Here is a 17,450-nt window from a genome sequence, read left to right as displayed (position 1 = left end):
ACAGATGAGAAGAACACGTTGGAACGCCCCCGGGCTCAAGATCGGCATCGCGGCGCTCACTCTCGCCCTGACCGCCACGGCGTGCGGCGGCGACGACGGCGACGCCGACGCCGACGCCGGGGACTCCGGCTCCGGCTCGGGCGACCTGACCCCGGTCTCCCTCCAGCTCCAGTGGGTGGCGCAGGCCCAGTTCGCCGGCTACTACGCCGCCGTCGAGCAGGGCTTCTACGAGGACGAGGGCCTCGACGTCACCATCGCCGAGGGCGGTCCCGACATCGTCCCGCAGGACGTGCTCGCGGCCGGTGACGTCGACTACGCGATCTCGTGGGTGCCCAAGGTGCTCGGCTCGATCGAGCAGGGCGCCGGCATCACCGACGTCGCCCAGATCTTCGAGCGCAGCGCCACCACGCAGATCTCCTTCAAGGACAAGGGCATCACCTCGCCCGCCGACCTGAAGGGCAAGAACGTCGGCAGCTGGGGCTTCGGCAACGAGTGGGAGCTGTTCGCCGGCATGCAGGACGCCGGCGTCGGGCTCAAGGACATCGAGCTCGTGCAGCAGGCGTTCGACATGAACGCCTTCCTGGCCGGCGACATCGACGCGGCGCAGGCCATGACGTACAACGAGTACGCCCAGGTCCTCGAGACCGTGAACCCCGACACCGGCGAGCTCTACCAGCCCGACGACCTCAACGTCATCGACTGGAACGACGTCGGCACCGCGATGCTCCAGGACGCCATCTGGGCCTCGAGCGACCGGCTCTCCGACGAGGCGTACGCCGAGCAGACGGTCGCCTTCATCAAGGCCTCGATCAAGGGATGGGCGTTCGTGCGCGACGACCCGCAGGCCGGCGCCGACGCGGTGACCGCGGCCGGCTCGCAGCTCGGCACCAGCCACCAGCTGTGGATGACCAACGAGATCAACAAGCTCATCTGGCCCTCGACCGACGGCGTCGGCATGATCGACGAGGCGGCCTGGGACCAGACGGTCGACATCGCGCTCAACACCGAGAACGAGACCGGCGCGACCATCATCACCGAGCCGCCGCCCGAGTCGGCCTACACCAACGAGTACGTCGAGCAGGCGCTCGAGGAGCTGCGTGACGAGGGCGTCGACGTCGACGGTGCCGACTTCTCGCCGATCGAGGTCACGCTCAACGAGGGGGGCAACTGACCATGACGCAGGCAGCAGCAGGGGACCTCGACCGCCACGTCGTCGAGCTGGACCGCGCCCACGTCTTCCACTCGTGGTCGGCGCAGGGGGCGCTGGCGCCGATGGTGGTGGCCGGGGGCCTCGGCTGCCGCGTGTGGGACCACGCGGGCCGGGAGTGGCTGGACTTCTCCAGCCAGCTGGTGAACGTCAACATCGGGCACCAGCACCCCCGGCTCGTGGCGGCGATCCAGGAGCAGGCGGCGCTCCTGACCACGATCTCGCCCCCGACGGCCAACCTGGCCAGGGGCGAGGCCGCCAAGCGGATCGTCGATCGCGCACCCGACGGCATGAACAAGGTGTTCTTCACCAATGGCGGCGCCGACGCCAACGAGAACGCCATCCGGATGGCGCGCCAGTTCACCGGTCGCGACAAGGTCGTCTCGACCTACCGCAGCTACCACGGCAACACCGGCGCCGCCGTGGTCGCCACCGGCGACTGGCGGCGCGTGCCCAACGAGTACGCCCGGGCGCACGTCCACGTGTTCGGGCCGTTCCTCTACCGCTCGGAGTTCTGGGCCAGCACCCCCGAGGAGGAGTGCGAGCGCGCGCTGCGCCACCTGGCCCGCGTCATCGAGTGCGAGGGACCGGCCTCGGTCGCGGCCATCCTGCTCGAGACCGTGCCCGGGACCGCCGGCGTGCTCGTGCCCCCGCCGGGCTACCTCGCCGGCGTCCGGGAGCTCGCCGACAAGCACGGGATCATGCTGATCCTCGACGAGGTGATGGCCGGGTTCGGCCGCACCGGTGACTGGTTCGCCTTCGACGCCCACGACGTCGTGCCCGACCTGATCACCTTCGCCAAGGGCGTCAACTCCGGCTACATCCCCGCCGGTGGCGTGGTCATCAGCGACCCGATCGCCGCGCACTTCGACGACGTCGTCTACCCCGGCGGTCTCACCTACAGCGGACATCCGCTGGCGATGGCCTCGATCGTGGCGTCGATGGACATCATGGCCGACGAGGGCATCGTCGAGAACGCCGCGCGCATCGGGCGCGACGTGCTGGGCCCGGGCCTCGCCGAGCTGGCCGAGAGGCAACCCCTCATCGGGGAGGTGCGCGGGCGGGGCGTCTTCTGGGCGCTGGACCTCGTTGCCGACCCGGAGACCCGCGAGCCGGTCGCACCGGCCGTGATGGGTCGGGCCAAGGCCCTCATGCTGGAGCGGGGCCTGCTCCCGTTCCTGGCCGACAACCGCATCCACGTGGTGCCACCGTGCGTGGTCACCGACGACGAGGCCGGCACCGCGCTGGCCGTCTACGACGAAGCCTTCACCCTGCTCACCAAGGAGCTCGCATGACCAGCGCCACTTCTGACCTGCCCGTCCTCGACCACTGGATCGACGGCGCGACCAGCGTCGGGTCCTCCGACCGGACCGGCGACGTCTTCGACCCGGCTCGCGGCGTCGTACAACGCCGTGTCCGCCTCGCCTCGGCCGCCGACGTCGACACCGCCGTCGGCGTCGCCAGGAAGGCCTTCTCGTCGTGGGGCCAGGCCTCCATCGCCAAGCGCCAGTCGGTGATGTTCGCCTTCCGCGAGCTCCTCAACAGCCGCCAGGACGAGCTGGCCGCGATCCTCACCTCCGAGCACGGCAAGGTCCTCTCGGACGCGGGCGGCGAGATCGCACGCGGGCTCGAGGTGGTGGAGTTCGCCTGCTCGCTGCCGCACCTGATCAAGGGCTCGATGTCGGAGAACGTCTCGACCGACGTCGACGTCTTCTCCCTCAAGCAGCCGCTCGGGGTGGTCGGGATCATCAGCCCCTTCAACTTCCCGGCGATGGTGCCGCTGTGGTTCTTCCCGATCGCCATCGCGACGGGCAACTGCGTGATCCTCAAGCCCAGCGAGAAGGACCCGTCGGCGGCCAACTGGCTGGCCGCGCTGATGGCCGAGGCGGGCCTGCCGCCCGGTGTCTTCAACGTCGTGCACGGCGACAAGGAGGCCGTCGACGCGATCCTCACCCACCCCGACATCGCCTCGATCTCGTTCGTCGGCTCCACCCCGATCGCGAAGTACGTCTACGAGACCGGCACCGCCCACGGCAAGCGCGTCCAGGCCCTCGGCGGGGCGAAGAACCACATGCTCGTCCTCCCCGACGCCGACCTCGACCTGGTCGCCGACTCGGCCGTCAACGCCGGCTTCGGCTCCGCGGGCGAGCGCTGCATGGCGGTCAGCGTGGTGCTGGCCGTCGACTCGGTGGCCGACCCGCTGATCGAGAAGATCACCTCGCGGATGGCGACCCTGACCATCGGCGACGGCACGCGGGGGACCGACATGGGTCCGCTCATCACCCGCGAGCACCGCGACAAGGTCGCCTCCTACGTCGACGTGGCGGCCACCGACGGCGCGAGCGTCGTCGTCGACGGCCGCGGCCAGGAGGTCGACGGCGACCCCGAGGGCTTCTGGATGGGCCCGACGCTGATCGACCAGGTGCCGACGACCTCGACCGCCTACACCGACGAGATCTTCGGCCCGGTGCTCTCGGTGGTGCGCGTGTCCGGCTACGCCGAGGGCATCGAGCTGATCAACTCCGGCCTCTACGGCAACGGCAGCGCGATCTTCACCAACGACGGCGGGGCCGCCCGCCGCTTCCAGCGCGAGGTCGAGGCGGGCATGGTCGGCATCAACGTGCCCATCCCGGTGCCCGTCGCCTACCACTCGTTCGGCGGCTGGAAGTCCTCGCTCTTCGGCGACGCGAAGGCCTACGGCCCCCACGGCGTGGACTTCTTCACCCGCGAGAAGGCGATCACCCAGCGCTGGCTCGACCCGTCCCACGGCGGGCTCAACCTGGGCTTCCCGCAGCACACCTGAGCGTCAGGCGAGCGGCTCGTAGTCCAGCTCGAGGAAGTCGGCGACCTCGAGCACCCAGCGCTCGGCCACGAAGGCCGTGTGGACCGGGTGCTCGTTGTAGCCGGCGTACGCCGCGGCGTCGGCGAACTCCATCGAGAAGCCGAAGGTGAAGTCGTTCTTGGCGCTGGTCTGCGCGAGCTGCTCGAAGCGCTCGACGCCGGGGATGGTCGACAGCTCACGCGCGGTCGCGAGGAAGTCGGCCTCCTCGGACGAGCCGGTCGGGTGCACGAGGCGGAAGGCGACGGTGTGGCGGATCACAGCAGCCCCCGTGCGGAGAGCTCGTCGGTGACGTGCTGGCCGAAGGCGGCGTGGCCGGCGTCGGTGAGGTGCAGCCGGTCGGGCAGGTAGCTGAGGTCGTCCCATCCGGTGGTGTCGATGAAGGGGACGCCGTACGCCTTGCACAGCGTCGCGAGCGTGGCGTCGACCCGGGGGACGAAGCCGGCGCGCGACGGCGCGGACGCGGGACCGACGACGACCACGGTGCGCCCGCGCAGCGACGACATCAGCGAGCGGAAGCCCGCCTGGATGTCGACGGCCGGCTGGTCGTAGTCGTTGAGGCCCCCGGCGACCACGACGAGGTCGGCGCCGCGCGCAGCGCCGGTGCGGGTGGCGAAGCGGCGGTCGCCGCACGGGCTGGCGTGGCGGGAGAAGCCCGACCCGGAGAAGCCGGCCACGGTGACGCGACCGGGCAGCCGGCTCGGCCACGACGAGCGGAGGTCGGCCAGGCCGAGGCCGACCGTCCAGGAGTCGCCGATGACCGTGATCGGCTCGCCGGTCCCGGTGACGGCCTGAGCACGGGCGGCCGCGTCGCGCGCGTGACGCTCGCACAGGGCCGCCTCCGAGCCGCGGGCGCGGGCGGCCAGCGTGGTGACCAGCAAGGTCGCCAGCAGCGCCGTCAGGACGAGGACGACAGGGAGCGGGAAGCGGCGCGAGGCCCGAGCGAGCACGGGGAAATCATGCGGTACGTCCGGCCTCTGCGCGACCTGTTCCGGGTGAGACTCCCAACACTCGGCAAATTCGTCGTCCCGATCGGGAACACCGTGGCCGCTCTCCTGCGTTGACTCCCATGAACAGAGTTGAGTTGCATCGACTCAACTTGTTTGCCATCCTGACCGCCGCCGCGGCAGGATGGGCGGCACGGCAACACCCCACCAGAACTTGTATCCAGGAGGTACACCCCATGGCTCGAGCGGTCGGCATCGACCTCGGCACGACGAACTCCGTCGTGGCCGTCCTCGAAGGTGGCGAACCCACCGTCATCGCCAATGCAGAAGGCGCCCGCACGACCCCCTCGGTGGTCGCGTTCGCCAAGTCCGGCGAGGTCCTCGTCGGTGAGGTCGCCAAGCGGCAGGCCGTCACCAACGTCGACCGGACCATCCGTTCGGTCAAGCGCCACATGGGCACGGACTGGACCGTCGACATCGACGACAAGGGCTTCACGCCCCAGCAGATCAGCGCCTTCGTGCTCCAGAAGCTCAAGCGCGACGCCGAGGCCTACCTCGGTGAGACCGTCACCGACGCCGTCATCACCGTCCCGGCCTACTTCTCCGACGCCCAGCGCCAGGCCACCAAGGAAGCCGGCGAGATCGCCGGCCTCAACGTGAGCCGTATCGTCAACGAGCCCACCGCGGCCGCGCTGGCCTACGGCCTCGACAAGGGCGACGACCAGACCATCCTCGTCTTCGACCTCGGTGGCGGCACGTTCGACGTGTCCCTGCTCGAGATCGGCGAGGGCGTCGTCGAGGTCAAGGCGACCTCGGGTGACAACCACCTCGGTGGCGACGACTGGGACAACCGGATCGTCGAGTGGATGGTCAAGAAGTTCAAGGACAACAACGGCGTCGACCTCGCGGCCGACAAGATCGCCAAGCAGCGCCTGCAGGAGGCAGCCGAGAAGGCGAAGATCGAGCTGTCGTCCTCGAGCGAGACCACGGTCCACCTGCCCTACATCACCCACGGCGAGGGCGGCCCGCTGCACTTCGAGGAGAAGCTGACGCGCAGCGAGTTCCAGAAGCTCACCGCCGACCTGCTCGACCGCACCCGCGAGCCGTTCAAGAGCGTGCTCAAGGACGGCGGCGTCGACGTCGCCAAGATCGACCACGTCGTGCTCGTCGGTGGTTCCACCCGCATGCCCGCCGTGAGCGACCTCGTCACCGAGCTCCTCGGCGGCAAGCAGCCCAACAAGGGCGTCAACCCCGACGAGGTCGTCGCCGTCGGCGCCGCGCTCCAGGCCGGCGTCCTCAAGGGCGAGGTCAAGGACGTGCTGCTCCTCGACGTCACCCCGCTCTCCCTCGGCATCGAGACCAAGGGCGGCGTGATGACCAACCTCATCGAGCGCAACACCACGATCCCGACCAAGCGCTCGGAGATCTTCACCACCGCCGACGACAACCAGCCGTCGGTCGAGATCAAGGTCGCCCAGGGCGAGCGCCAGATGTGGGCGCAGAACCAGCCCCTCGGCAACTTCGAGCTCACCGGCCTTCCGCCGGCTCCCCGCGGCGTGCCGAAGATCGAGGTCACCTTCGACATCGACGCCAACGGCATCGTGCACGTCTCCGCCAAGGACCACGCGTCCGGTCGCGAGCAGTCGATGACGATCTCCGGCGGCTCCGCGCTGTCGAAGGACGAGGTCGCCCGGATGGTCAAGGAGGCCGAGCAGTACGCCGAGGAGGACGCCAAGCGTCGCGACGCCATCGAGGTGCGCAACCAGGCCGACAGCCTCGTCTACTCCACCGAGAAGTTCCTCGGCGAGAACGCCGAGAAGCTGCCCGAGGACGTCAAGACCGAGGTCCAGGCCGACGTCGACGCGCTCAAGGAGACCCTGGCCAAGGAGGACGCCTCGTCCGAGGAGCTCCAGGCCGGTGTCACCAAGCTCGGTGAGTCGAGCCAGAAGATGGGCGCCGCGATGTACGCCGCCGCGGAGGCCGAGAACGCCGGCGCTCCCGCCGACGGTGCGAGCGACGACGCGACCGGCTCCGACGACGACATCGTCGACGCCGAGATCGTCGACGAGGCCGACGCGAGCGAGGGCGAGACCCCCGAGGGTGAGTCCAAGTGACCTCAGCCGGCGGCTCCTTCGGGGACGGCGCGGCCGAGATGGCCAACGAGACCGAGGTCGAGGTGCCCGTCGAGGGCACCTCGGCCCCGGCCGGCCCTGCTGAGGACATCAGCGGCGTCGACAACTGGGTGGAGGAGGGCGGACCCCTGGAGCCCCAGGACGTGGTCGAGGTCGAGCAGGCGGGCCCGAGTGCCGACGACCAGCTCGTCGAGCGCACGGCCGACCTCCAACGCCTGCAGGCCGAGTTCCTCAACTACAAGCGCCGCGTCGACCGCGACCGTGAGCTGATCGCCGACAACGCGACGTACAAGGTGCTGACCCCGATCGTCGAGGTGCTCGACACCATCGACCGTGCCCGCGAGCACGGCGAGCTCGACGGCGGGTTCAAGGCCGTGGCCGAGCAGCTCGAGCGCATCGTCGCCGGGCTGGGCCTGACTCGCTTCGGCGAGCCGGGCGACGCCTTCGACCCCACGCTGCACGAGGCGCTGAGCCACCTCGGCACCGACCCCGAGGTCGAGGTCGTCACCGCCAAGGTCGTCGCCAAGGCCGGCTACAAGATCAACGACCGGGTCGTGCGCGCCGCCCAGGTGCTCGTGGTCGACCCGGCTGAGCCCGACGCGTGAGGCCAGATGGCTGACAACGACGGATTCCGTAACGACTGGGCGAGCAAGGACTTCTACGCGGTCCTCGGTGTGGGCAAGGACGCCACGGCCGACGAGATCAAGAAGGCCTACCGCAAGCTCGCTCGGGCCAACCACCCCGACTCCAATCCCGACGACGCCGCGAAGCATGAGTTGTTCAAGGCGGTCGCCGAGGCCTACGACGTCGTGGGTGACGCCGACAAGCGGAAGAAGTACGACGAGTTCCGTCGGATCTCCGCCAGCGGCGGTGGCTTCGGCGGTGGCTTCCCGACCGGCTTCAACCGCGGCGGGACCGGTGGCTCGGGCGGGTTCGACATCAACGACCTGCTCCGCGAGCAGGCCGGTGGCGGTGGCTTCGGCGACATGTTCGGCGACCTCTTCGGCGGGGGAGCCCAGCGCCAGCAGCGCCGGGCCCCTCGTCCCGCGAAGGGTGCCGACGTCGAGGCGAGCACGACGCTGTCGTTCGAGGACGCCCTCGACGGCACCACGATCTCGCTGCGGCTGACCGCCGACGCCCCGTGCTCGACCTGCAAGGGCACCGGCGGCAAGCCCGGCACGCGTCCGCACATCTGCCCCACGTGCGAGGGGGCCGGCTTCGTGGTGGCGAGCAGCGGCGGCGGGTTCGCGATGAACGAGACCTGCCCGGCCTGCGGTGGTCGCCAGCTGGTGTACGACGACCCGTGCCCGACCTGCCACGGCTCGGGTCACGCGCCGTCGACGCGCACGATCTCCGCGCGGATCCCGGCCGGGGTCAAGGACGGCCAGAAGATCCGCCTGCGCGGCAAGGGCGGCAAGGGCGAGAACGGCGGCCCCGCGGGCGACCTGATCGTCACCGTGCGCGTCGGTGCCCACCCGGTCTTCGCCCGCAGCGGCGACAACCTGACCATCGACGTGCCGGTCTCCTTCGACGAGGCGGCCCTCGGCGCGGAGATCAGGATCCCCACGCTCGGCGGCCCGCCCGTCACGCTGAAGATCCCGGCCGGCACCCCCAACGGACGCACGTTCCGCGTGCGCGGCAAGGGCGTGACGAAGAAGGACGGGTCCGTCGGCGACCTGCTCGCCAGCATCCAGGTGCAGGTCCCGGCCACCCTCGGCGACACGGCGCGGGAGGCCCTCGAGGCCTACCGCGCCGCCACCGGTCCGTCCTCGCTCCGCGCGAAGCTGCTGGCCGAATGAGCGGCTTCGGTGGTCCCGCGCCCGACGCGGCCGTCTACGTGATCAGCGTGGCGGCCGAGCTGACCGGGCTGCACCCGCAGACCCTGCGCACCTACGAGCGGATGGGGCTGATCACCCCCGGCCGCACGGCCGGGGGTGGTCGCCGCTACTCCCACCACGACCTCGAGCTGCTGCGGGTGATCGCCGACCTGACGGCTCACGGCATCGGGATCGAGGGCGTACGCCGCATCCTCGAGCTCGACAACCAGGTCACCGCCCTCCAGCACGTCAACGAGGAGCTGCGCGCCGAGCTCGCGGCCACCCGGGCGGCGCTGCGCCAGACCCGGGCCGCGGCCAGGTCGGCCCGCCCCAACACCCTCCCGATCCTGCGGCACCCCGAGACCGGTCAGACCGTCATGGTCTGGCGTCCGAGCGAGGACTGAGGCACCCCGGCCGGGTGGGGCGCGGGCTCCCCGCGCAGCTCGGCCACCCGGCCGACCAGCACGGTCATCACCTCGTCCGCCACGCGCCGTACGGTCGCCTCGTCGACCGGCTCGTCGCCCCGCACACCCGCGAGCGCGCGGACATCGATGGGCTCGCCGACCGAGACCGCGACCCGCGGTCGCCGGACCGTGTTGCGGAGCAGGCGGCCCAGGATGCCGGTCTTCCCGACGAGGCGCTCGGCGCCGACCATCGCGACCGGCACGACCGGGGCCCCGGTGCGCAGCGCGAGCCGCACGGCTCCGGTCTTCGAGCGCTCGGGCCAGTGCTGCGGGTCACGGGTGATCCGCCCCTCGGGGAACAGGCCGACGGCCTCGCCGGCCTCGAGCGCCGCGGCGGCGGCGTCCAGCGCACCCGCCGCAGAGGCGGTGCCGCGCAGCACCGGGATGAACCCGAGCCGGCGGGCCAGCGGCCCGACCAGCCCGGAGCGGAAGACGCCGCCGGTCGCCATCAGCCGCAGCGAGCGGCCCAGGCGTCGACCGACCAGCGCGAGCAGGATGCCGTCGGCGAAGCTGGTGTGGTTGGCGATCACGATGACCGGGCCGTCCGGGAGCTCGGCGTCGGGGACGGCCCGTCGGGTCAGCTCGAGACGACCGACGGCGGCGACCACGGAGCCGAGGAGGCTGGCGGCGACGGCGTAGAGGAGGGCTGCCCGGAGGCCGGGACGCTGCCACGTGCTGGTGTCCATGGGCCGAGTCTGGACCTTCGGAGCTGGTCGGCGCGTGGGTGCTGGTGCTCAGATCCGGAGCACGGCGCGCTGCGCGATCGTCAGGAACAGCGCGCCCGACAGGTCGGCGCCGGTGGCGTCGGCGCCACGCAGGTCGGCCCCGAGCAGGTCGGCGTCGGTGAGGTCGCAGCCACGCAGGTCGACGCCGAGCATCACGGCACCGCGCAGCGCGGCGCCACGCAGGTCGAGGTCTCGCAGGTCGCGACCGGCCAGGTCCTGACCGGCGAGGTCGAGGGCGTCGGGCCACCGTGACCGCACGCCCGCGCTCGCCTCGCCGAGCACCGCGCCCACCTCGCCGCGCAGCTCGTCGACGTCCAGGGCGAGCAGCTCGTCGGGTGTCCCGCCCACCAGGCCAGCGACGTGGTCGAGCAGCGGACCTGCGGCGCCGGCCGTGCGGCGTACGCACTCGTCGAGCAGCGCGAGCATCTCGTGCAGCTGCCGCATCACGGACAGCACGGCGCCCATCTCGCCGAGGTTGCCGCCCTCGCGCCACGACACCCCGCCGTAGGTCACCTGCGCCACATGCTGGCCCGCGCCGAAGCAGTCGAAGGCCACGCAGCCGGGCCAGCCGTCCTCTCGCAGCGTCGCGTGGATGGAGCAGCGGTCGTCGGTCGCGAGGTTGTGGCAGGGGGTGCCGCCCGGCTTGGTGACCGGGAAGCTCTCGCCCGCGGAGAAGGGCAGCAGCACGCAGCACAGCGCGAAGCACTGGGAGCAGTCGGCCTGCAGGACGGGGAGGTTCATGCCTGCTCGGCCAGGAACGCGTCCACCTCGGCGGTCGTCGGCGCGGTGGCCGGTCCGCGCCGCGTCACCTTGATCGCGGCGGCGGCATTGGCCCGCCGGCACCCCTCGACCCACGGGGTCCCGGCGGCCACCTCGGCGAGCAGGGCGCCGGTGTGGGTGTCGCCCGCCCCGTTGGTGTCGATCGGCGTCTGCGGGAAGCCCGGCACGACCACGGTCTCGCCCGCGACCTGCACCGCGCAGCCTTCCGGTCCGTCGCGCACGATGGTGACCGCGTCCCCGCGCAGCAGGGGCGCGATCTCGGCGGTGATCTCGGCCAGCCCGTCGCTGCGTGGGGTGCCGAGGATCGCGACCGCCTCCTCGAGGTTGCTCGACCAGACGTCGGTCAGGGCGAGCATCTCGGTGCGTACGGCGGGGGAGAGCCCCGCGAAGGCCGACCCCGGGTCGAGCACGACGACGACCCCCTCGTCGAGCGTGCGCAGCCAGGCCAGCAGCGGCTCGCCGGTCTGCGCCAGCGCGAGCGAGAAGCCGGTCACGCAGACCAGGTCGCCGGGCCGCGGGGCCGACGTCGCGAGGGAGTCGGTGGTGATCTCCCGTTCCGCCCCGAGCGTGGTGACGAACGTGCGCTCGGCGCTCGGCTCGATCAGCACCACGCAGATGCCGGTGTCGTGGTCGGGCACCGGAGGGGCGCTGAGGGCGACGCCCTCGTCGGCGAGCGCCTGGCGCACGAGGTCGCCGTGGGGCCCGGTGCCGTGGGCGCCGGCGTGCACGCAGTCGGCGCCGGAGCGCGCGGCCGCGACCAGCACCGTCACCGCGCCACCGGCGTAGTCCGTGACCGAGGTCGCCATCACGTTCTGGCCCCGGTCGGGCAGGTCGGGGATCTCGATCACCACGTCGACCAGGGCCTGGCCGGTGTGGATCACCCGCGTCACCCCAGCACCTCGGCCAGCACCTCGGACGTGGTCGCGATCGTGATCTGCGGGGGGTAGAGCGACATCACGTCCAGCGCCTTCTGGTGGTTGTCCGGCGTCGACCCGGCGCACGCGTCGGACACGACGGTGATCGTCGCGCCGGCGTCGGCCGCGGCCAGCGCCGTGGAGATCACGCAGCAGTCGGTGGCCACCCCGGCCAGGACCAGCCTCGGTGTCGCGCCCGTGACCGCGACGAGGCCGGGGCCCCACTTGCCGAAGGTCGGCTCGGTGACGACCGTGGCGGTCAGGTCCGCGAGCTCGTCGACGACGTCGAAGAGACGGTCGTCGGCGGGCACGTCGGCGAACGGCCACGCCTCGAGGTACGCCGCCCAGCTGCCGTGCGCCGGGCGCGGAGCCACCCACCGGGTGACCACGGTCCGCGGACCTGCGGCGGCGGCGAGGCGGCGTACGGGCTCGACGATCGCGGGGAACATCGGAGAGCCCCAGTCACTGTCGGGAGCGGCGAAGATGCGCTGCGGGTCGATCACGACCAACCAGGCGTCGGGGTGCATGGGCCCACGATGTCAGGAAAGCGTCGGTGACCCCGCCGTAACCTCGTGTGCTTGACAAAGTTACCCAGATTGTCGAGCATGGTGAGGAGAGAGGGTCGACGTGGATGGTCGGGAGTGGGTCGCGTTCGCCACGATCCCCGCGATCGACCGCACGGTCGGTCCGTTGCGCGGCGTCGCCCGGGTGGTCGTCGGCGCGCGGTCCTACGACACCATCACGTCGTCCTTCGCGGACGAGGCGGTCACGCGGACCGTCGTCCCCTTTCGCGACCCCGAGTTCAGCAAGGTCCAGGCCGAGCGCATGCGCAGCATGTTCGCCGAGCGGACCGCGGCCCTGCCGCCGGCCGACTTCGTCGAGATGATGCGCTCCGCGTTCCGCGAGGACGACTGGATGCTCTACGCGCACGGCGCGGTGATGGGCTTCGTCGGTGGCCTCGCCCACCTGGCGATCTTCGGAGTGGGAGGCGGATGAGGATGAGCGAGATCCAGCTGCGTGGCGTCGCCGAGGCCGTGCCGGGCCTGGTGCGGATCGCGAGCACGACCCTGTTGCGTACGGCGGAGCGCGGCGTGGCCGAGATCGTGCACGACCTCCGGATGGTCGTCGAGGCGCCGGAGCCCACCCCCGAGCCGGGCCCGGACCTCCGCGCCCGGGCCGCCCGCCTGCTCGAGCGCTCCCGCGACGTGCGCGAGGCGGACCCGGTGCACCCGGCCTACGACCGGATCCGCGGGCGGGGGTGCGGGCGGTCGAGCGGGTGCCGTCCCTGCTGCACAACCTGGCGCGGCTCGGGCTGGTGTGGTTCTCGAGGGAGGAAGTCAGCGACCCCCTCGACTACCAGGTGCTCGAGGCGCAGCCCGTCGACGTCCCGGTCGGTGTCTCCCGCCGTCGGCTGCGGTTCGTGCGCCGGTCGGTCCACCTGACCCCGTTCGGTGAGGACTTCTGCCGAGCGGCGTTCGGCGACGGTCCGGCTCAGCGGTAGAAGCCGCCCTGGAGGGCGATCGCGTTGATGGTGGCCAGCGCGAGGAAGGCGCCGACGACGTAGCGGTTGTCGGTCCAGTGCTCCTTCAGCCACTTCACCCGGGCACGGTGCCACCGTGGCCCCGCTGCCGCGTGGCGGCCATCACGGATATACCCGAAAATTCGCAGAGTTGAGTGGAATCGACTCAACTTCTGGCGCGTTGTGAGAAGCAGGACCATCGTGGGTCCAGCACGGACGACCAGGAGGAAGAGTTGAGCCAGTTCGGCGCCGAGAAGTTCACCACCCGCAGCCGCGAGGTCATCGAGGCCGCACAGCTGTCCGCGACGACGGCCGGCAACACCCAGACCGAGCCCATCCACCTGCTCGTCGCGCTGCTGCGACCCGACGACGGCACGGCGCGCAACCTCGTCACCAAGGCCGGCCTCGACGCCGCGGTCCTGACCGCGCAGGCCGAGCAGGTGATGAACGCGCTGCCGAAGGCGAGCGGCGCCACCGTCCAGCAGCCCGCCGCGAGCCCGGCGCTCACGCGCGTGCTGGCGGCCGCCCTCGACCTCGCGGGCAGCATGAAGGACGACTTCGTCGCCACCGAGCACCTCCTGATCGCCGTGGCCACCGTCGAGTCGTCGGCCCGCACCGTGCTGACCGACGCCGGCCTGACCGAGGCCGGTCTGCGCGAGGGCCTCACGGCCGTGCGGGGCAACCGCCGCGTGACGAGCCAGGACGCCGAGTCGACGTACGAGAGCCTGGAGAAGTTCTCCGTCGACCTCACCCAGGCGGCGCAGGACGGCCGCCTCGACCCGGTCATCGGGCGTGACGCCGAGATCCGCCGGGTCATCCAGGTGCTGAGCCGGCGCACCAAGAACAACCCTGTGCTCATCGGCGAGCCCGGCGTCGGCAAGACCGCCGTCGTCGAGGGCCTCGCCCAACGCGTCGTCGACGGCGACGTGCCCGACTCGCTCAAGGGTCGGCGGGTGCTCAGCCTCGACCTGGCCGCCATGGTGGCCGGCGCGAAGTACCGCGGCGAGTTCGAGGAGCGGCTCAAGGCCGTGCTCGAGGAGATCAAGGACGCCGGCGGGCAGGTCATCACGTTCATCGACGAGCTGCACACGGTCGTCGGCGCGGGCGCCGGCGGCGACTCCGCGATGGACGCCGGCAACATGCTCAAGCCGATGCTCGCGCGCGGCGAGCTGCACATGATCGGCGCGACCACCCTCGACGAGTACCGCGAGCGGATCGAGAAGGACCCCGCACTGGAGCGCCGCTTCCAGCAGGTCTTCGTCGGCGAGCCCAGCGTCGAGGACACCATCCAGATCCTGCGCGGCATCCAGGAGAAGTACGAGGCCCACCACGGCGTCCGCATCACCGACGCCGCGCTGGTGGCGGCCGCGACGCTCTCCGACCGCTACATCACCGGGCGCCAGCTGCCCGACAAGGCCATCGACCTGATCGACGAGGCCTCCTCCCGCCTGCGCATGGAGCACGAGTCGTCCCCCGAGGAGATCGACCAGCTCCGTCGCCAGGTGGACCGGCTGAAGATGGAGGAGTTCGCCCTCGCCAAGGAGTCGGACGACGCCTCGATCGAGCGGTTGGCCGTGCTCAAGGCCGACCTCGCCGACAAGGAGGAGGAGCTGCGCGGGCTCGAGGTCCGCTGGGAGCGGGAGAAGTCCACCCTCGAGGGCGAGGGCGAGCTGCGTCGCCAGCTCGACGCGCTGCGGATCGAGGCCGACAAGCTGCTGCGCGAGGGCGACCTCGCGGGCGCCAGCAAGATCAACTACGAGTCGATCCCCGCGCTGGAGCAGCAGATCGCGAGCGCCGAGACGACCGAGGAGCAGGTGGTCGAGAAGCTCGTCGGGGACGAGGTCGGGCCCGAGCAGATCGCCGATGTCGTCGAGGCCTGGACGGGCATCCCGACCGGCCGGCTGCTGCAGGGCGAGACCGCGAAGCTCCTCGAGATGGAGTCGGTGATCGGCGCCCGCCTGATCGGGCAGCACGACGCCGTGGTGGCGGTCAGCGACGCCGTACGCCGCTCGCGGGCCGGGATCGCGGACCCGAACCGTCCGACCGGGTCGTTCCTCTTCCTGGGCCCGACGGGCACGGGCAAGACCGAGCTGGCCAAGTCGCTGGCCGACTTCCTCTTCGACGACGAGCGGGCGATCGTCCGCATCGACATGAGCGAGTACAGCGAGAAGCACTCGGTCTCGCGGCTCGTCGGCGCGCCTCCCGGCTACGTCGGCTACGACGAGGGCGGCCAGCTGACCGAGGCCGTCCGGCGCCGGCCGTACAGCGTGGTGCTCCTCGACGAGGTCGAGAAGGCGCACCCGGAGGTCTTCGACATCCTGCTCCAGGTGCTCGACGACGGCCGGCTGACCGACGGGCAGGGCCGCACGGTCGACTTCCGCAACACGATCCTGATCCTGACCAGCAACCTCGGCTCGCAGTTCCTCGTCGACCCGATGCTGGCGCCGGAGCAGAAGAAGCAGTCGGTGATGGGGGTCGTGCGGGCCTCGTTCAAGCCCGAGTTCCTCAACCGGCTCGACGAGATCGTGATGTTCGAGGCGCTCACCAAGGACGACCTCGCGCACATCGTCGACCTCCAGCTCGCGCTCCTCGAGCAGCGGCTGGCGGTGCGCCGGATCGGCATCGACGTGACCGACGCGGCCCGCGCCTGGCTCGCCGAGACGGGCTACGACCCGGCGTACGGCGCCCGCCCGCTGCGCCGCCTCATCCAGTCCGCCATCGGCGACCCGCTGGCGCGGCTGCTCATCGGCGGCGAGGTCGTCGACGGCGGGACCGTCACCGTCGACGTGGGCGAGGACGGGCTGGTCCTGGCGGCCTGACCCCGGGTCGAGTGCGCAGCGCCACGGTGACTACTACCGGGAGCGCACTCGACTCCTTCGGGGCATGAGGGATGCTGGCATCCGTGAGACACGAAAGCCCGGTCCCCGGCGGGGTCCCCGACCTGGCGAAGGCGCTGCTGTGGACCGAGCTGGCCCTCGTGCTGTTCGTCTCGCTGGGGCGCTCGGCGGTCTACTCGGTCGTCAGCCTGGTCTCGGCGCTCACCGCGCCCGGCCCGCTGTCGTCGCAGGCGGCCAACCTCAACAACACGCTGGCCCCCGACCGGCCGTGGCTCGACCTGACCTACCAGCTGCTGCGGATCGCCTTCGCGCTGGTGCCGGTCGCGCTGGCGGCGTACCTGCTGGTCCGATCCGGCTCGGACCTGAGGGAGACCTGGGCCCGTGGGGGCGGGTGGGCGCAGTGGGGCGACCTCGGCCGCGGTGCCCTGCTGGCGGCCGGGGTGGGCTCGGTCGGGGTGGTGTTCTACCTCGCGACGTACGCCCTCGGCACCAACCTCACCGTGGTCGCCCAGTCGCTGCCCGGCGAGTGGTGGCAGGTGCCGGTGCTCGTGCTCGCGGCCGCCGAGAACGCCGTGCTCGAGGAGTTCGTGGTGCTCGGGTTCGTGCAGGTGCGGCTGCGCCAGCTCGGCTTCGGGGACCGCGCGGCGATCGGGCTGGCGGCCCTGCTGCGCGGGAGCTACCACCTCTACCAGGGGCTCGGCGGCTTCGTCGGCAACGTGGCGATGGGCCTGCTCTTCGGTTGGCTGTTCAGCCGGTGGGGCCGCGTGCTGCCGTTCGTGGTCGCCCACACGCTGCTCGACGTCGGCGCCTTCGTGGGCTACGCCGCGCTCGCCGGCCGGGTCGACTGGTTGCCGACGCTCTAGTCCTCGCCGCTAGTCGTCCGAGCGCCGCAGCCACCCGCCACCGAAGAGCGCGACGAGCACCAGCACGGGCTGGAAGAACAGCCGGATCAGTCGCGCGCGGTCGGTGTCGAGGCCGAAGGCGTCCGTGCCCTCGACGTACTGCGCGATGTTGCCCGGGAAGATCGCGACGTAGAACAACGCGAGCAGTGCCCCGATCAGCCGCCTCTTCTTCGGCAGCGCGACGAAGGCCGCACCGAGACCGATCTCGACCACGCCGGAGGCGAGCACGGTGAAGTCCTCGTCGAGCGGGAACCACTCCGGCACCTGCGCCTGGAACTCCTGGCGCTGCGTCGTCAGGTGCAGCACCCCAGCGCCGACCATGGCGGAGCCGAGCAGGACACGGGCAAGGGTGCGGGACGCGCTCATG

The 17,450-nt window shown here is 71.5% G+C and carries 18 protein-coding genes; 11 read left to right on the top strand and 7 right to left on the bottom strand.

Features of this window, described 5'->3' with window-relative positions; genetic code table 11:
• Positions 1 to 4 precede the first annotated feature (4 nt).
• The 3 genes from C7S10_RS17190 to C7S10_RS17180 are packed head-to-tail and all read left to right on the top strand — an operon-like array spanning position 5 to position 4,010.
• A complete protein-coding gene (locus C7S10_RS17190) occupies positions 5 to 1,171 on the top strand; it encodes an ABC transporter substrate-binding protein (protein WP_108345670.1) in 1,167 nt (388 codons plus the stop codon).
• A 2-nt stretch (positions 1,172 to 1,173) separates the two neighbouring features.
• A complete protein-coding gene (locus C7S10_RS17185; protein WP_108345669.1) occupies positions 1,174 to 2,502 on the top strand; it encodes an aspartate aminotransferase family protein in 1,329 nt (442 codons plus the stop codon).
• Entirely contained in the window at positions 2,499 to 4,010 is a 1,512-nt protein-coding gene (locus tag C7S10_RS17180) for a CoA-acylating methylmalonate-semialdehyde dehydrogenase (protein ID WP_108345668.1), read from the top strand. Before C7S10_RS17185 ends, C7S10_RS17180 begins: the two co-directional genes overlap by 4 nt.
• A 3-nt stretch (positions 4,011 to 4,013) precedes the next feature.
• Here C7S10_RS17180 and C7S10_RS17175 read toward each other — a convergent pair whose 3' ends face one another.
• Both C7S10_RS17175 and C7S10_RS17170 read right to left on the bottom strand, forming a co-directional pair.
• The gene (locus C7S10_RS17175; RefSeq protein WP_108345667.1) at positions 4,014 to 4,307 is read right to left on the bottom strand and encodes a Dabb family protein; all 294 of its coding nucleotides are present in this window, start codon (positions 4,305 to 4,307) and stop codon (positions 4,014 to 4,016) included.
• Entirely contained in the window at positions 4,304 to 4,996 is a 693-nt protein-coding gene (locus tag C7S10_RS17170) for an SGNH/GDSL hydrolase family protein (RefSeq protein ID WP_108345666.1), read from the bottom strand. The genes C7S10_RS17175 and C7S10_RS17170 overlap by 4 nt, the downstream gene beginning before the upstream one ends.
• A 233-nt stretch (positions 4,997 to 5,229) precedes the next feature.
• Between C7S10_RS17170 and dnaK the strand changes: the two genes are divergently transcribed.
• From dnaK to C7S10_RS17150, 4 genes are read left to right on the top strand one after another with little or no spacing between them, the layout of a single operon-like run.
• The gene (gene dnaK / locus C7S10_RS17165) at positions 5,230 to 7,107 is read left to right on the top strand and encodes a molecular chaperone DnaK (RefSeq protein WP_108345665.1); all 1,878 of its coding nucleotides are present in this window, start codon (positions 5,230 to 5,232) and stop codon (positions 7,105 to 7,107) included.
• Positions 7,104 to 7,730: a nucleotide exchange factor GrpE gene (grpE, locus tag C7S10_RS17160; protein WP_243395445.1), complete on the top strand. Its 627-nt coding sequence runs from the start codon at positions 7,104 to 7,106 to the stop codon at positions 7,728 to 7,730. The genes dnaK and grpE overlap by 4 nt, the downstream gene beginning before the upstream one ends.
• Before the next feature lie 6 nt (positions 7,731 to 7,736).
• Positions 7,737 to 8,924: a molecular chaperone DnaJ gene (gene dnaJ / locus C7S10_RS17155; protein WP_108345664.1), complete on the top strand. Its 1,188-nt coding sequence runs from the start codon at positions 7,737 to 7,739 to the stop codon at positions 8,922 to 8,924.
• A complete protein-coding gene (locus C7S10_RS17150; RefSeq protein WP_108345663.1) occupies positions 8,921 to 9,346 on the top strand; it encodes a heat shock protein transcriptional repressor HspR in 426 nt (141 codons plus the stop codon). Before dnaJ ends, C7S10_RS17150 begins: the two co-directional genes overlap by 4 nt.
• Here the strand turns inward: C7S10_RS17150 and C7S10_RS17145 are convergent.
• From C7S10_RS17145 to C7S10_RS17130, 4 genes are read right to left on the bottom strand one after another with little or no spacing between them, the layout of a single operon-like run.
• On the bottom strand, positions 9,310 to 10,092 hold the full coding sequence (locus C7S10_RS17145; protein WP_108345662.1) for a lysophospholipid acyltransferase family protein: 783 nt from the start codon (positions 10,090 to 10,092) through the stop codon (positions 9,310 to 9,312). The two genes, C7S10_RS17150 and C7S10_RS17145, sit on opposite strands and share 37 nt — an antisense overlap.
• Before the next feature lie 48 nt (positions 10,093 to 10,140).
• Complete coding sequence (locus C7S10_RS17140; protein ID WP_108345661.1) at positions 10,141 to 10,872, bottom strand: pentapeptide repeat-containing protein; 732 nt, start codon at positions 10,870 to 10,872, stop codon at positions 10,141 to 10,143.
• On the bottom strand, positions 10,869 to 11,801 hold the full coding sequence (locus tag C7S10_RS17135; RefSeq protein ID WP_108345660.1) for a PfkB family carbohydrate kinase: 933 nt from the start codon (positions 11,799 to 11,801) through the stop codon (positions 10,869 to 10,871). Before C7S10_RS17135 ends, C7S10_RS17140 begins: the two co-directional genes overlap by 4 nt.
• The gene (locus C7S10_RS17130) at positions 11,798 to 12,352 is read right to left on the bottom strand and encodes a cysteine hydrolase family protein (protein ID WP_108345659.1); all 555 of its coding nucleotides are present in this window, start codon (positions 12,350 to 12,352) and stop codon (positions 11,798 to 11,800) included. Before C7S10_RS17130 ends, C7S10_RS17135 begins: the two co-directional genes overlap by 4 nt.
• 100 nt (positions 12,353 to 12,452) lie before the next feature.
• Here C7S10_RS17130 and C7S10_RS17125 point away from each other — a divergent pair, with 100 nt between their 5' ends.
• The 4 genes from C7S10_RS17125 (at position 12,453) to C7S10_RS17110 (ending at position 17,044) form a co-directional block, all read left to right on the top strand.
• Positions 12,453 to 12,821 (top strand): DUF445 domain-containing protein, encoded by a 369-nt coding sequence (locus C7S10_RS17125; protein WP_108345658.1) that lies wholly within the window; start codon positions 12,453 to 12,455, stop codon positions 12,819 to 12,821.
• Positions 12,778 to 13,326: an Abi-alpha family protein gene (locus tag C7S10_RS23220; protein WP_480241882.1), complete on the top strand. Its 549-nt coding sequence runs from the start codon at positions 12,778 to 12,780 to the stop codon at positions 13,324 to 13,326. Before C7S10_RS17125 ends, C7S10_RS23220 begins: the two co-directional genes overlap by 44 nt.
• 251 nt (positions 13,327 to 13,577) lie before the next feature.
• On the top strand, positions 13,578 to 16,163 hold the full coding sequence (clpB, locus tag C7S10_RS17115) for an ATP-dependent chaperone ClpB (RefSeq protein ID WP_108345657.1): 2,586 nt from the start codon (positions 13,578 to 13,580) through the stop codon (positions 16,161 to 16,163).
• An 83-nt stretch (positions 16,164 to 16,246) separates the two neighbouring features.
• On the top strand, positions 16,247 to 17,044 hold the full coding sequence (locus C7S10_RS17110; protein WP_108345766.1) for a CPBP family intramembrane glutamic endopeptidase: 798 nt from the start codon (positions 16,247 to 16,249) through the stop codon (positions 17,042 to 17,044).
• 9 nt (positions 17,045 to 17,053) lie between these two features.
• Here C7S10_RS17110 and C7S10_RS17105 read toward each other — a convergent pair whose 3' ends face one another.
• The gene (locus C7S10_RS17105) at positions 17,054 to 17,449 is read right to left on the bottom strand and encodes a DoxX family protein (protein WP_108345656.1); all 396 of its coding nucleotides are present in this window, start codon (positions 17,447 to 17,449) and stop codon (positions 17,054 to 17,056) included.
• Between the last annotated feature and the right edge of the window lies 1 nt (position 17,450).

It is taken from the genome of Nocardioides currus (genome assembly GCF_003057875.1).
Lineage (GTDB): Bacteria > Actinomycetota > Actinomycetes > Propionibacteriales > Nocardioidaceae > Nocardioides > Nocardioides currus.
This window is presented reverse-complemented; position numbering and strand designations above follow the sequence as displayed.